Raw genomic sequence first — 12,829 nt, forward strand, 5'->3', positions numbered from 1 at the left:
TCGCCAAAGATTAACCAATCGCGCGATTGGCGCCGTCTCGCGAGCGCTGCAGCACTTCGTTAACCATACCTGTTAAGAGGGCCACAATTCCTCTCTCCTATGCTTCAGCACATCCGAAATTAAAGCGCACTCCCAAAAACCAGCGCGTTCGGGACAGCGAGGAGCATGCGATGCCGACATTGATGACGCGTTTCATGAAGAACAGGGCCGGTTCGACAGCGATCGAATATGCGCTGATCGGCACGCTCGTTTCCATTGCGATCATAAGCGGCGTCGCGCTCATGGCCGGCAGTGTCGGCGACAAATTCAACGAAACGGCGAGACAGTTCGAACAGGCGACGAACCGCTAGGCATAAGGACAATTCCGTGCAGACGGTGGGGTGACAGTTGACGCGGGGGCGGCAATGACAGCAATGGCCATGACGGCAACAGTTATGACGGCAATCTTCGCTCTGGCAATGGTGACGGCCATCGTCACCGACCTGACGTCGATGACGATCCGCAACCGTGTTTCCATCGGGCTGACGCTCGGTTTTCTCCTGCTCGCGCCACTTTGCGGCAATTCCCTTTCCGATTTCGGCTGGCATCTGGCGGTTGGCGGCATCGCGCTCATCATCACCTTTGCACTCTTCTGCCTTCGCGCCATGGGTGGCGGTGACGCCAAGCTGATCGCGGCGACGGCCTTGTGGTACGGCCCCGATCCCAGCCTCATGGATTATCTCGTGATGGTTTCGATCCTCGGCGGTGTTCTCACGCTCACGATCATCCTCTACCGGATGGTTCCGCGCCCGCTTCTGGCTGACCGCTTTGCATTCATGGGCACGCTCGCCCGCAAGGATGTAGGCATTCCCTACGGCGTTGCGCTTGGCGCTGCCGGTCTCTGGACATTTCCGCTGACGCCGGTCGGAGAATCGATGAAAGCCTTTATGGTTGGAATCTTTTGAACGCTTTGGCGCACAACGCCTACGTGTAATTTCAATCTTTCTTTATGCGAATAAGATTATATTAACCATAATTACACGATTGCCAGTGCAATTTTGGAACACGTCATCAAGGCGTGGGGATTTGCGCGGGGCATATCATGAAATCAGCTCGACTGCTCATTTTAGGAGTAGCCGTTCTTGCGGCTGGTGGCGCTGGCTATATTGCCATGAACCTTGCCACGCCGCCGCCTGCGCCCGTCGTCGCCGCCCCTGAAGCACCGCAGATCAAACTGGAGGACGTGCTCGTCGCCACCGAAAATCTTGGTGTCGGCGCGGAGCTCACATCGCAGATGCGCTGGCAGCCCTGGCCGGCCGAGGCTATCAGCGAAGGCTATATCACACGCGCGAGCGAACCCGATGCCATCAATCAACTGAGCGGCGCCACGGTCCGGCTGCAGTTCTTCACGGGCGAGCCGATCCGCAAGGCCAAGCTCATCGGTCCGGGACAGAGCTTCATGTCGTCGATCCTGCCGCCCGGCATGCGCGCCGTCGCGACGCAGATCAATGCCGAAAGTTCGGCGGGCGGCTTCATTCTTCCCAATGATTTCGTCGATGTCATCATGACCCGCCGCAAGCCGGACAATGGCGACAAGTCGCTCACACCCTTCACCACCGAAACCGTGCTGCAGAATGTGCGGGTTCTGGCAATCGACCAGGCGATCCAGGAAGACGAGCAGGGCCGCAAGGTCATGGTTGGCCAGACCGCGACGCTGGAAGTGACGCCGGAACAGGCCGAAATCATCACCGTTGCCCAGCAGATGGCAGACCGCCTGACATTGGCGCTTCGCTCGACACAGGATGTCGAGGACAGGGACATCAAGCAGGCGGACTATCTGGTTTCTTCGCCCACCCGCAGCGGGACGGTCAAGGTCATCAAATCCGGCAGCGTTACAGAAATAGGACCGCGCTCATGAGAAAGACAAACCGCGTGCGCCCATATTCCGCAAGGATCGCGCTGTTGGCCGGCGCGCTTGCAACCGTTTCCCTGCCTCTCGCCGACATGACCGCAATGGCGGCGGCAGGCATCGTCAAGGTTGGCAGCCAGCAGCGTCCGCAGACGATCAAGCTCGGCCTCAACAAATCGGTTGTCCTCGATCTCCCGCAGGACGCCTATGACGTTCTCGTCTCCAATCCGACGATAGCCGATGCTGTGACGCGCACGTCGCGGCGCATCTATCTTTTCGGCAAGCAGGTCGGACAGACCAATATCTTTGTCTTCGGACAGAATGGCGAGCAGGTCGCATCGATCGATGTCGAGATCGAGCGGGACGTGAGCGGGCTTTCGTCCCAGCTCAAGCGCCTCATCCCGGGTTCCGATATTCGCGTCGAACTCATCAACGACAATGTGGTGCTGACCGGAACCGTGCAGACCCCGCAGGATTCGGCGCAGGCCGCAAAGCTTGCCGGTCTTTTCGTTTCCGGTGGCGAAGCAACAACCGGTCAATATTCAACCACGGCCTCCGCCCCGACCGATGGCGGCGGTGTCGCCATCAACAATCCCGACTGGGGGCGTCGGCAGAGCGCAATCGTCAATATGCTCACCATCGTCGGCGAGGATCAGGTGACGCTGAAAGTCACCGTCGCCGAGGTCAGCCGCTCCGTCATGAAGCAGCTTGGCGTCAACATGACGGGCAGCGGCGTATCAAACGGTATTTCCTACGGCGGGATTTCCGAGAATATCGCAGGCGCCATCGGCAACAACCTTTCCGATACCGGGTTCGGCCTCGCGACGAGCAACTTTTCCGCCTATCTGCGGGCGATGGAATCGGCAGGCGTGATGAAGACCCTCGCCGAACCTACCTTGACCGCAATCTCCGGTGAAAAGGCGGCTTTCAATGTCGGCGGCGAATATAATGTCATCAACAGCGTGACCTATGACGACGACGGAAAACGCACCAATCAGCTGGCCAAGATCAATTATGGCATCGGTCTGGAATTCATGCCGACCGTGCTGGGGCCGGGACGCATCAGCCTGAAAATCAGAACCTCCGTCTCGGAGCCGACAACTGAAGGCGCTGGCACGACAAACAAGATGGAAGGCGTTGGCGCGAGCGTCCTGTCGCTGCGAAAGCGCGTTGCCGACACGACTGTGGAACTGCCGTCCGGCGGTTCCATGATGATCGGCGGCCTGATCCGCGATGAAGTGCGCCAGTCGGTTTCCGGCTTTCCGGGCCTCACCAAGATTCCAGTCCTCGGCGCGCTATTCCGCAGCAAGGATTTCATTCGCAACGAATCCGAACTGGTGGTGATCGTCACGCCTTATCTGGCGCGACCGGTCGCCCGCCAGCAGCTTGCGCGCCCTGACGACAATCTCAACCCGGCCAGCGATGGCGCGGGATACATCCTCGGCAAGGTCAATCGCGTTTACGGCACGATGGAAACCAAATTGCCGCCCGGTCGCTACAACGGCGTCGTCGGTTATATCTACAAGTGAGCGGGGACAGATCATGACCTATTCAGTCAGAGGCTTTTGCAGGATTTCCGCCCGACCAGCGCTCATTGCCCTGTCGCTGGCCCTTCTTGCGGGTTGCGCGAACCGCCAGCACGTCACCGTGGGCGCGCTACCGGACGATTATCGCACCAATCACCCGATCACGATTGCCGAGCGGGAACAGGTTACCGATATTCCGATCGCACAGGCCGACCAGAAGCTGAGCCCGATGCAGCGCGGCATCGTTCAGGGCGCAATCGCCAATTACCGGCGCAGCGGCTCCGGCATGCTTTATGTTCTGGTGCCTTCAGGCGCGTCCAATCAGGCCGCAGCATACCGGCTGAGCACAGAGGTAGCGGCAACGCTGCGGCGCAGCGGCATCAAGGCAAACAATATCGCCATCGAAAACTATCCGGTCGAAAGCCCGGATGCGGCAGCCCCGATCCGCATCAGCTATTACGCGATAACGGCCGGCACGACGCCGTGCGGCCGCTGGCCGGATGACCTCGCCAGCACCCCTGAAAACAAGCATTACGCCAATTTTGGCTGCGCCTCGCAGAACAATCTGGCCGCGCAGGTCGCCAACCCGGCCGATCTTCTTGGGCCGCGCACCATGACGCCTATCGATTCGGATCGCGCGACGGCACGACTCAACGGCAATCAGGGCTATGTGAAAATGTCGCCTGCACAGACGCAAAACTGGCGCGAACCCCGCAGCCAGCAGGCCGAGTATTAAGAGGGCGCCATGAGCAACTTCGCGTTCGAACCGGAGGACGAAGCACCGGAAACAGGCCGTGCGCCGATCATGCTTGAAAATGTGCGCCCTATTCCGCGCATTTCCATCCAGGCTTTCTGCGTGAACGAAAGCGTCGCGATTCCGATCGAGCGCGCAGGCGGCGACCGGCGCATGGCAAAGACCCATCTGAAAGTCATGATGGGCGGCGTTGCGGCTGCAATCGAATTCTATCAGACCGCCTCCACCCCCAACCTGATCATCGTCGAATCGGCGTCCGAACCCAATGTGCTGCTCGAAGAATTGCAGCAGCTGTCGGAAGTCTGCGATCCCGGCTCGAAGGTCATGGTCATCGGCCATTCCAACGAAGTCTGGCTCTATCGCGAATTGCTGCGGCGCGGCGTTTCGGAATATATCGTGGCGCCTGTGTCGCTCGCCGACATTCTGGCCATCGTCTCATCGATCTTTCTCGACCCGGGTGCGGAACCGCTTGGCCGCTCCATCGCCTTCATCGGCGCGAAAGGCGGCGTCGGCGCATCGACCATCGCCCATAATGTCGCCTGGTCGATCTCCAATATGTTCCGTCACGATGTCGTGCTGGCGGACATGGACCTGCCCTTCGGCACGGCAAATATCAACTTCGATCAGGACCCGACGCTCGGCATTGCCGATGCTGTCTTTTCACCGGAACGCATTGACGAGGTCTATCTCGACCGGCTGCTCGTCCAATATGGGGACCATCTGTCGATCCTCGCGGCACCTTCGAGCCTGGAGCGGACATTCGACTTCGCCGAAGACGCCTTTGCCGAACTGATCGACGTCGCCCAGCGCAGTTCTCCGCTGGTCGTGCTGGACGTAGCTCACGGCTGGAGCGGATGGACGCGGACCACCCTGATGCGCGTCGATGAAGTGGTGATCGTCGCAACGCCCGATCTTGCCAATCTTCGCAACACGAAAAACCTCCTCGACACGCTGGCGCAGCTGCGCCCCAATGATGTGAAGCCGCATCTCGTCCTCAACCAGATGGGCATTCCGAAGCGGCCGGAAATCGCAATCGCCGATTTTGCGGAACCGCTCGGCATCGATCCCATCGCCACCATCGACTTCGATCCGCAACTTTTCGGCAATGCCGCCAATAATGGCCGAATGATCGCGGAGACCAATCCGGAAAGCCCGGTTGCCGAAGCCATCAGCCACATTGCGCATGTCGTGACCGGCAGGGCCGATGTGCAACCGCGCAAGAAGAGCGGCATATCGAGCCTGTTGGGCAAGTTTGCACGCAAGACCAAGTAACGGCAGGGAATCATGTTCGGCAGAAGAGGCAACGATACGGGAAACAGGCCGGAAAGCGGAACGCGACCGCCCGCGCCCAAACCTGCCGCGCCAGCCGCCATGCCCGCACCGGCCCAACCGGTCATGCAGCCATCCCGCACGCAGGCGGCCCATCCGGGCACGCTCGCGAAAACATCCGGGCCGACGGGCTCGCATCAGCCCGGCACGCATCAATCCAGCGGTCATGGCCGCGAAAAGACCGAGAGCTATTACGACACCAAATCGCAGGTCTTCTCGGCGCTGATCGATACGATCGACCTGTCGCAATTGTCCCGCATGGCGCCCGATGCCGCGCGCGAGGAAATCCGCGACATCGTCAATGACATCATCGCCATCAAGAACTTCGTCATGTCGATTGCCGAGCAGGAGGAACTGCTCGATGACATCTGCAATGACGTGCTGGGCTATGGTCCGCTGGAGCCGCTTCTTTCCCGCGACGACATCGCCGATATCATGGTGAACGGCTCGCGCCGGACCTATATCGAAGTGGATGGCCTGCTGCAGGAAACCGGCATCCGTTTTCGCGACAACCAGCAGCTTCTCAACATCTGCCAGCGCATCGTGAGTCAGGTCGGACGCCGCGTGGACGAATCGAGCCCGATCTGCGACGCCCGCCTGCCCGACGGTTCGCGCGTCAACGTCATTGCTCCGCCGCTGTCGCTCGACGGTCCCACCCTGACCATCCGCAAATTCCGCAAGGACAAGCTGACGCTCGACCAGCTGGTGCGGTTCGGCGCGATATCGAATGCCGGGGCGGAACTGCTGCAGATCATCAGCCGGGTGCGCTGCAATGTCATCATTTCCGGCGGCACCGGTTCGGGCAAGACCACGCTTCTGAACTGCCTGACACGCTATATCGACACGCACGAACGCATCATCACCTGCGAAGACTCGGCAGAACTGCAACTGCAGCAGCCACATGTGGTGCGTCTGGAAACCCGCCCGCCCAATCTGGAAGGCGAAGGCGAAGTCACCATGCGCGACCTTGTGAAGAACTGCCTGCGCATGCGGCCCGAACGCATCATCGTGGGCGAAGTGCGCGGACCCGAGGTATTCGATCTCCTGCAGGCCATGAATACGGGCCACGATGGTTCGATGGGCACGATACACGCCAACAGCCCGCGTGAATGCCTCAACCGCATGGAAGCCATGATCGCCATGGGCGGCTATGTGCTGCCGCAAAAGACCGTGCGCGAGATCATCGTCGGTTCGGTCGATATCATCATCCAGGCCGCACGCCTGCGCGACGGTTCCCGCCGCATCACCCACATTACGGAAGTGGTTGGGCTGGAAGGTGACGTCATCACGACCCAGGATCTCGTTCTCTACGATATCAAGGGGGAGGACGCTTCGGGACGCATTCTCGGCAGCCATAGCTCGACCGGCATCGGACGCCCCGCCTTCTGGGAGCGCGCCCGCTACTATAATGAGGATAGCCGCCTTGCCTCCGTGCTCGACGGCATGGAAAGGGCTGGTGCATGACAGGGTCCGCCAGCATTGTGATGTTCGTGGTGCTTGCCGTCATCGCCTGCGCGGCTTTGTTCTATGCGCTCTTTTATGAAAAGCTCGGCAAGAAGGATCATGCGGCGCGCCGCTTCGAAACCGTGCGCAACAGCGGTTCGGAACGGGCGATAACGCGCAGCGAGCGCGACAGAAATGCCGACATCCAGAAGCGCCGCAAGCAGCTGCAGGACAATATCAAGGATCTGGAAGCCCGGCAAAAGCAGCGCGAGAAGAACCAGAAATATCCACCCCTGCGCATTCTGCTGACCCAGGCCGGGCTCACGCTCACCTTGCAGAAATTCTATCTTTATTCCGGTGCGGCTGCGTTTTTCGCCACATTCGTCGCACTGCTCTTCGGTGCACCGCTGCTTTTCCTGCCCGGTATAGCGATTGCCGGTTTCTTCGGCCTGCCGCGCTGGTTTGTGCTGCACAGGCGCAAGCAGCGACTGAAAAAATTCCTCGAGGAATTTCCCAATGCGCTCGATGTCATCGTGCGCGCGACCCGCGCCGGGCTCCCGCTCAATGACGGCTTGCGGCTCATTGCGAGCGAGGCGGTTGAACCGGTCAAGAGCGAGTTCAAGAAGGTCGTCGAGGCGCAACAGATCGGGCTTTCCATCCCCGAGGCGGTCGGCAAGATGCCCGATTCCATGCCCTGCCCCGAAACCAATTTCTTCGCCATCGTCATCCAGATACAGGCACAGGCGGGCGGCAATCTTTCCGAGGCGCTCAACAATCTTTCAAAGGTTCTGCGCGACCGGAAGAAGATGAAGGCCAAGGTCAATGCGCTTTCCATGGAAGCCAAGGCTTCGGCTGCAATTATCGGCGCCTTGCCCTTCATCGTCATGGTTCTCGTCTACCTGACAAGCCCGCTCTATATGACGCTGCTTTTCACGTCTTCGACCGGCCATATGCTCCTGGGCATTGCAGCCGTGCTGATGCTGACAGGCATCTTCATCATGAAGAACATGATCAACTTCGATATGTGAGGCACCGGATATGTTTTCTCTCCTCACACAGAAATTGTCCGATCCCCAGTTTCTGATCGGCGCGCTGATCATGGTCGCGGTCTTTGCTACCGTGGTGACCATTCTCCTGCCGGTACTGAGCGGCAGCGCGCTCAAATCGCGCATGAAATCGGTCGCCACCGAACGCGAAGCCATTCGCTCACGCGAGCGGGCCCGTCTGGCAGCCGAAAGCGACCGGCGCGGCAGCCTGCGTCATCAGCAGAAGCCCGGCATCCGGGAATTCGTCGAAAAGCTGGATCTCAAACGGGCTCTGGCCGACGAAAAGACGGTCGCTTCGCTCCGGCAGGCTGGCTTCCGGGGGCAAAACCCACTCAACATCTTCCTGTTTTTGCGTTTCGTGCTGCCGTTCGGGGCAATGGCCGTTGCGGCAATCTACATTTTCGTACTGGGGGTGCTTGCCGATCAGACGTTCTTCGTTCGCCTTCTCGTCTGCATTTTTGCAGGCTATGCCGGTTTTTACGCGCCCAACCTCTACGTCTCGAACCGCGCAACCAAACGCAAGCAATCCATCCGGCGGGCCTGGCCGGATGCACTCGACCTGATGCTGATCTGCGTTGAATCGGGCATGTCCACCGAAGCTGCCTTTCGCCGGGTGGCTGACGAAATCGGCATCCAGTCCGTCGAGCTTGCCGAAGAACTGATGCTGACCAATGCCGAGCTTTCCTTCCTGCCGGAACGTCGTCAGGCCTATGAAAATCTCGCCAATCGCACCGGTCTGGAACCGGTGAAATCGGTCACGCAGGCGCTGATTCAGGCGGAGCGTTACGGCACGCCGGTCGCGCAGGCGCTGCGCACGCTTTCTCAGGAAAGCCGCGACCTGCGTCTGCTGGAAGCGGAAAAGAAGGCGGCGGCCCTGCCGCCGAAACTTACCGTTCCGATGATTGTTTTCTTCCTGCCGGTGCTCTTTATCGTCATCCTCGGTCCGGCCTTCATCCAGATATCGGCGCAGGGCGGATTGTTCGGCGGAAACTGATAGGGGGGTCAGCCTTTCGGCTTGTCCTTGAGCATGTTCCAGGAGTTCTGCTGCGCGAGCATTGATCGGAGATAATCCGTATTGGCCTTTGCCTGTTGCGGAGAAATCTCTTGCGCGGCAATCGCCTCGGCTTCCTGAAAGCGGCCTTGCAGACCGACCGACAGGGCGAGGTTCTGGCGCACGCGGCTATCGGCACCGGGCGCGGCTGCGGCCTGTTTGAAATAGGTTTCTGCCGTTCGGGCATCACCGGCCAGAAGATAGGACATTCCCATATTGGAGATGATCGACGGTTCATTCGGCTGAAGCTGCAGCGCCTTCTGATAAGTCGCGCGGGCTTCTTCCTTCCTGCCCATCTGGTCGAGGATGGCACCCTCCGCGGAAACCAGCTTCCAGTCGGGATAGGCCGGGTTCTGAGCGCGGCGAATGGCGTCGAGCGCGCCGTCAAACTGGCCCGCTCCCGCAAGCGCCTTGCCATAGGCTGCAAGAACAGCCTGATCCTTCGGGTAGACGATGGCGAGCGCCCGCATGACCGCCAACGCCTGATCGTTGCGGCCAAGGCGGCCCAGCACATTGGCATAGTTGAGCGCGGTCTGGCGATCCTTCGGATTGCGTTCATATTGTGCGCCAAGCCGCCCGGCCATTGCAGCAAGCTGCGCGTCGTTCATGTGATCGAAAGTCGCAACCGTTGCCGCGCGGCGCACCGAGCCTGTCGTCGTCCGGTCAACCGATGTGCAGCCGGAAAGAACCAATGCTGAAAGAATGCAGGCGAAACCGAGACGTGTTGCGATAGCGTCTTTTCGAGCGATGTTCAGCATCCCGCCTCTCCTGCCGAAGCGCGTCGTGACCCGACATGCTTCAGTCTCTCGTTTCATGCATGTCTCATCCCGAAACCGGTTCGGGATTCGGAGACATGATCAAGGCCGGACGATGCGCCCATGCCCCCTCAAGCCCAATTCCTGATAAATCAATAATCCGTTAACCCTAATGATTGGTTAACAAAGCGATTGCGGTTTTGGTTTCCGCGCGGCAATAATCGCGCTATCTGTTTGTTTTGGCGCGCATCTTGTCCGGAAACCGCTTCACACTTTTCGGCGTGCGCCATCTGCTTGTTTTTATGAACTTCCGACAAAATCCCAGCGCTTTTGCCGGACATCGCTTACTGGCCAGAAAGAGCATCATGTCTGTCGAACTTCTTTCCCGAAAATCCGAACAAAGCCGCCCTATCTGGTTTACGCCGAAGGGCGGTCTGGAAACTTCCGGCCTTCCCGCCGCAGCAGTTGCATGGGCCAAGGCCAATGGCTTTGATGGCGAAGCCGGACGTGTGCTCGCCCTCCCCGGCGCGGACGGATCGGTATCGGGTGCACTGTTTGGGACCGGCGATGAAAAGACCGGCCAGTCGCAGCTTCTGGCCGGAAAGCTCGCGCGCAGCCTCCCGGAGGGCGACTGGCATATCGACGGCACGGTCGATGATGCAGCGCTTGCAGTTCTGGGCTTCCTGATGGGCGGCTATGATTTCACGCGTTATCGCAAGGCCAATGGCAAGGCGGTCCGACTGGCCTTGCCGGACGGCCTGGACGAAGCCGAACTCCGCCGCATCGCCGGCGCGGTGACGCTGGTGCGCGACCTCATCAACACGCCGACCAACGACATGGGGCCGGATGCCCTCGAAAACGCCGCCCGTGAACTGGCGAAAAAATACAAGGCCGACATTGCCGTCACGGAAGGCGATGCGCTTCTGGAAAAGAATTTTCCGATGGTCCACGCGGTCGGTCGCGCTGGCGCCATTGCCCCGCGCCTGATCGATCTTGGCTGGGGCAAGGCGGGCGACCCGAAAATCACGCTGGTGGGCAAGGGCGTCTGCTTCGATACCGGCGGTCTCGACATCAAACCGGCAAGCGGCATGCTCCTGATGAAAAAGGACATGGGCGGAGCCGCCAATGTGCTGGGTCTCGCCTCCATGGTCATGGATGCGCAATTGCCGGTGCGGCTGCGGGTGCTCATCCCGGCCGTGGAGAACTCGATTGCCGGCAATGCCTTCCGGCCGGGCGACGTGCTGCAAAGTCGAAAAGGACTGACCGTCGAAATCGGCAATACCGATGCGGAAGGCCGACTGGTCCTTGCCGACGCCCTGACGCTGGCCGACGAGGAAGAGCCTGAACTCGTGATCGACATGGCGACGCTGACGGGGGCTGCGCGTGTCGCGCTTGGCCCCGACCTGCCGCCATTCTATACGCATGATGACAGGCTTGCCGCTTCCATCGCTCAATGCGCGGAAGCGACAGCGGACCCGCTATGGCGCATGCCGCTCTGGAAGCCCTATGCGCAAAAACTTTCCTCGCGAATCGCCGACATCAACAATGTCACTACCGACGGGTTCGCCGGATCCGTGACGGCAGCGCTTTTCCTCAGCAAATTTATCGAAAAGGCTCGAAGCTGGGCCCATTTCGACATTTTCGGCTGGGTGCCGGTTGAAAAGCCCGCCTCTCCGGTCGGCGGCGAAGCGCAGGCAATACGCGCTCTTTACCAGCTTTTGAAGGAACGCTATCCGGCGCGCTGAATCCGCTTGCCTGAAACGCCGAAAGTAGATTGAATAAAACGGTTCCGAAACAATCCCCGTTTGGGTGGGACCGGATGCCAATTGAGCTGAAGCCGTTGCAGGCGCTGACATTGCTGAGAACCCTGTCGCTGGAACAGGTGCGTGATGAGATGCCCGATCTCACCACGCGGCAGACAGCCATTCTCCTGACCATCTATCTGGAGCCCCCGCCGCATACAGTGCGGGGACTTGCAGCGAAACTGAACGTCACCAAGCCGGTTATCACCCGCGCGCTCGACACGATGGGCGCGCTTGAGTTCGTCTCCCGGCATCGTGATGAAAAAGACCGGCGAAATGTGCTAGTAAAGAGGACGGTCGCCGGTGCACTTTATGTCGAAAAACTGGGCGATCTGGTGATCGCCAAAGCCAGGGAGTTACCACTTTGACCATGCTCGACCGCCGTCTCAACGCCTACCGTCCCGACCTCGCCGATGAAAGGCTGACCGGTCAGGTGGAAGCTGCGCGTTTTGCCGCCGGAACGCCGATGCAGGTTTCCGCCCCGGTTGTCGATCTGCGGGGCGAACCGCGCATGGACAGCGGACCGCAGACCCAGATGATCTTTGGCGATTCCGTCCGCGTCTTCGAGGAAATGGACGGCTGGTCGTGGGTGCAGGCCGAACGCGACGGTTATACCGGTTACGTCTCCTCTGCCGCGCTGGAACGTCCGGCAGGCGAGGCCACGCATATGGTGGTGGTGCCGCGCACCTTTGTTTATCCCGGCTCCGATCTCCGTTTCCCGCACACCAAGGCGCTGTCGCTCGGTTCACGCCTGCGCATCGTCGGGGCTGCCGAGACGCGCGGCACGAAATATGCGCTGCTGGAAAGCGGCGAGGCACTGATTGCAAGCCATCTTGCCCCGGTGAGCGAACATGCGGCGGATTATGTGACCGTTGCCGAAACGCTCCTCCACACGCCCTATCTGTGGGGCGGCACGTCGGGTTTCGGCATCGATTGTTCCGGCCTCGTGCAACTCTCCATGTGGGTGGCGGGCAGAAAGGTTCTGCGCGATTCCGACATGCAGCAGGATGCGCTCGGTGAAATCGTCGAGCCCGATGCGACCTATTCAAATCTGCAGCGCGGCGATCTCGTCTTCTGGAAGGGCCATGTCGCCATCTGCGCATCGCCCGATATGCTGATCCATGCGAGCGGCCATACGATGACGGTTACGCTGGAACCGCTGCAGGACGCGATCAAGCGCATCGCCTATCTCTACAATCTGCCGACGCTTATCCGCAGACCCTGAAAATAAGACA

14 protein-coding genes are annotated in these 12,829 nt (G+C 60.0%); 12 read left to right on the forward strand and 2 right to left on the reverse strand.

Features of this window, described 5'->3' with window-relative positions:
• The first annotated feature begins 170 nt into the window (after positions 1-170).
• From ABWW28_RS14145 to ABWW28_RS14185, 9 genes are all read left to right on the forward strand, one after another.
• Positions 171-350, forward strand: a complete 180-nt coding sequence (locus tag ABWW28_RS14145; RefSeq protein ID WP_006473080.1) for a Flp family type IVb pilin — start codon at positions 171-173, stop codon at positions 348-350.
• 54 nt (positions 351-404) lie between these two features.
• Positions 405-944, forward strand: coding sequence for an A24 family peptidase (locus ABWW28_RS14150; protein WP_410171000.1), 540 nt, complete (start codon positions 405-407; stop codon positions 942-944).
• Between the two features lie 137 nt (positions 945-1,081).
• On the forward strand, positions 1,082-1,897 hold the full coding sequence (cpaB, locus tag ABWW28_RS14155) for a Flp pilus assembly protein CpaB (RefSeq protein WP_006473082.1): 816 nt from the start codon (positions 1,082-1,084) through the stop codon (positions 1,895-1,897).
• The gene (locus tag ABWW28_RS14160; RefSeq protein ID WP_112672436.1) at positions 1,894-3,417 is read left to right on the forward strand and encodes a type II and III secretion system protein family protein; all 1,524 of its coding nucleotides are present in this window, start codon (positions 1,894-1,896) and stop codon (positions 3,415-3,417) included. The genes cpaB and ABWW28_RS14160 overlap by 4 nt, the downstream gene beginning before the upstream one ends.
• 13 nt (positions 3,418-3,430) lie before the next feature.
• Positions 3,431-4,150, forward strand: a complete 720-nt coding sequence (locus ABWW28_RS14165) for a CpaD family pilus assembly protein (RefSeq protein WP_063619871.1) — start codon at positions 3,431-3,433, stop codon at positions 4,148-4,150.
• Between the two features lie 9 nt (positions 4,151-4,159).
• Entirely contained in the window at positions 4,160-5,440 is a 1,281-nt protein-coding gene (locus ABWW28_RS14170) for a CpaE/TadZ family protein (protein WP_063619870.1), read from the forward strand.
• Positions 5,441-5,452: 12 nt separating this feature from the next.
• A complete protein-coding gene (locus ABWW28_RS14175; protein ID WP_112672434.1) occupies positions 5,453-6,961 on the forward strand; it encodes a TadA family conjugal transfer-associated ATPase in 1,509 nt (502 codons plus the stop codon).
• Positions 6,958-7,968: a type II secretion system F family protein gene (locus tag ABWW28_RS14180; RefSeq protein ID WP_063619868.1), complete on the forward strand. Its 1,011-nt coding sequence runs from the start codon at positions 6,958-6,960 to the stop codon at positions 7,966-7,968. The genes ABWW28_RS14175 and ABWW28_RS14180 overlap by 4 nt, the downstream gene beginning before the upstream one ends.
• A gap of 10 nt (positions 7,969-7,978) precedes the next feature.
• On the forward strand, positions 7,979-8,980 hold the full coding sequence (locus ABWW28_RS14185; RefSeq protein ID WP_183515826.1) for a type II secretion system F family protein: 1,002 nt from the start codon (positions 7,979-7,981) through the stop codon (positions 8,978-8,980).
• Positions 8,981-8,988: 8 nt separating this feature from the next.
• On the opposite strand, the gene ABWW28_RS14190 is transcribed toward ABWW28_RS14185, so the two are convergent.
• Positions 8,989-9,795 (reverse strand): tetratricopeptide repeat protein, encoded by an 807-nt coding sequence (locus ABWW28_RS14190; RefSeq protein WP_021587642.1) that lies wholly within the window; start codon positions 9,793-9,795, stop codon positions 8,989-8,991.
• 149 nt (positions 9,796-9,944) lie between these two features.
• A complete protein-coding gene (locus tag ABWW28_RS14195) occupies positions 9,945-10,133 on the reverse strand; it encodes a hypothetical protein (RefSeq protein WP_162713534.1) in 189 nt (62 codons plus the stop codon).
• 24 nt (positions 10,134-10,157) lie between these two features.
• On the opposite strand from ABWW28_RS14195, the gene ABWW28_RS14200 reads away from it, so the two are divergent.
• The 3 genes from ABWW28_RS14200 to ABWW28_RS14210 all read left to right on the forward strand — a co-directional run bounded on the left by ABWW28_RS14200 (position 10,158) and on the right by ABWW28_RS14210 (position 12,819).
• Positions 10,158-11,537: a leucyl aminopeptidase family protein gene (locus ABWW28_RS14200; RefSeq protein WP_353391206.1), complete on the forward strand. Its 1,380-nt coding sequence runs from the start codon at positions 10,158-10,160 to the stop codon at positions 11,535-11,537.
• A 74-nt stretch (positions 11,538-11,611) separates the two neighbouring features.
• The gene (locus ABWW28_RS14205) at positions 11,612-11,962 is read left to right on the forward strand and encodes a MarR family transcriptional regulator (protein WP_006473086.1); all 351 of its coding nucleotides are present in this window, start codon (positions 11,612-11,614) and stop codon (positions 11,960-11,962) included.
• A gap of 2 nt (positions 11,963-11,964) precedes the next feature.
• The gene (locus ABWW28_RS14210; protein WP_031347147.1) at positions 11,965-12,819 is read left to right on the forward strand and encodes a C40 family peptidase; all 855 of its coding nucleotides are present in this window, start codon (positions 11,965-11,967) and stop codon (positions 12,817-12,819) included.
• Positions 12,820-12,829: the final 10 nt, after the last annotated feature.

Source organism: Brucella sp. NBRC 14130 (assembly GCF_040371715.1).
GTDB lineage: Bacteria > Pseudomonadota > Alphaproteobacteria > Rhizobiales > Rhizobiaceae > Brucella > Brucella intermedia.

Excerpts from the sequence above, each read along its gene's own strand:
- ABWW28_RS14180 (WP_063619868.1), top strand. The coding sequence starts at position 6,958 with ATGACAGGGTCCGCCAGCATTGTGATGTTCGTGGTGCTTGCCGTCATC.
- ABWW28_RS14150 (WP_410171000.1), top strand. The coding sequence starts at position 405 with ATGACAGCAATGGCCATGACGGCAACAGTTATGACGGCAATCTTCGCT.
- ABWW28_RS14185 (WP_183515826.1), top strand. The coding sequence starts at position 7,979 with ATGTTTTCTCTCCTCACACAGAAATTGTCCGATCCCCAGTTTCTGATC.
- ABWW28_RS14210 (WP_031347147.1), top strand. The coding sequence starts at position 11,965 with ATGCTCGACCGCCGTCTCAACGCCTACCGTCCCGACCTCGCCGATGAA.
- ABWW28_RS14165 (WP_063619871.1), top strand. The coding sequence starts at position 3,431 with ATGACCTATTCAGTCAGAGGCTTTTGCAGGATTTCCGCCCGACCAGCG.
- ABWW28_RS14170 (WP_063619870.1), top strand. The coding sequence starts at position 4,160 with ATGAGCAACTTCGCGTTCGAACCGGAGGACGAAGCACCGGAAACAGGC.
- ABWW28_RS14145 (WP_006473080.1), top strand. The coding sequence starts at position 171 with ATGCCGACATTGATGACGCGTTTCATGAAGAACAGGGCCGGTTCGACA.
- ABWW28_RS14190 (WP_021587642.1), bottom strand. The coding sequence starts at position 9,795 with ATGCTGAACATCGCTCGAAAAGACGCTATCGCAACACGTCTCGGTTTC.
- ABWW28_RS14205 (WP_006473086.1), top strand. The coding sequence starts at position 11,612 with ATGCCAATTGAGCTGAAGCCGTTGCAGGCGCTGACATTGCTGAGAACC.
- ABWW28_RS14160 (WP_112672436.1), top strand. The coding sequence starts at position 1,894 with ATGAGAAAGACAAACCGCGTGCGCCCATATTCCGCAAGGATCGCGCTG.
- ABWW28_RS14200 (WP_353391206.1), top strand. The coding sequence starts at position 10,158 with ATGTCTGTCGAACTTCTTTCCCGAAAATCCGAACAAAGCCGCCCTATC.
- ABWW28_RS14195 (WP_162713534.1), bottom strand. The coding sequence starts at position 10,133 with ATGTCCGGCAAAAGCGCTGGGATTTTGTCGGAAGTTCATAAAAACAAG.
- ABWW28_RS14175 (WP_112672434.1), top strand. The coding sequence starts at position 5,453 with ATGTTCGGCAGAAGAGGCAACGATACGGGAAACAGGCCGGAAAGCGGA.
- cpaB (WP_006473082.1), top strand. The coding sequence starts at position 1,082 with ATGAAATCAGCTCGACTGCTCATTTTAGGAGTAGCCGTTCTTGCGGCT.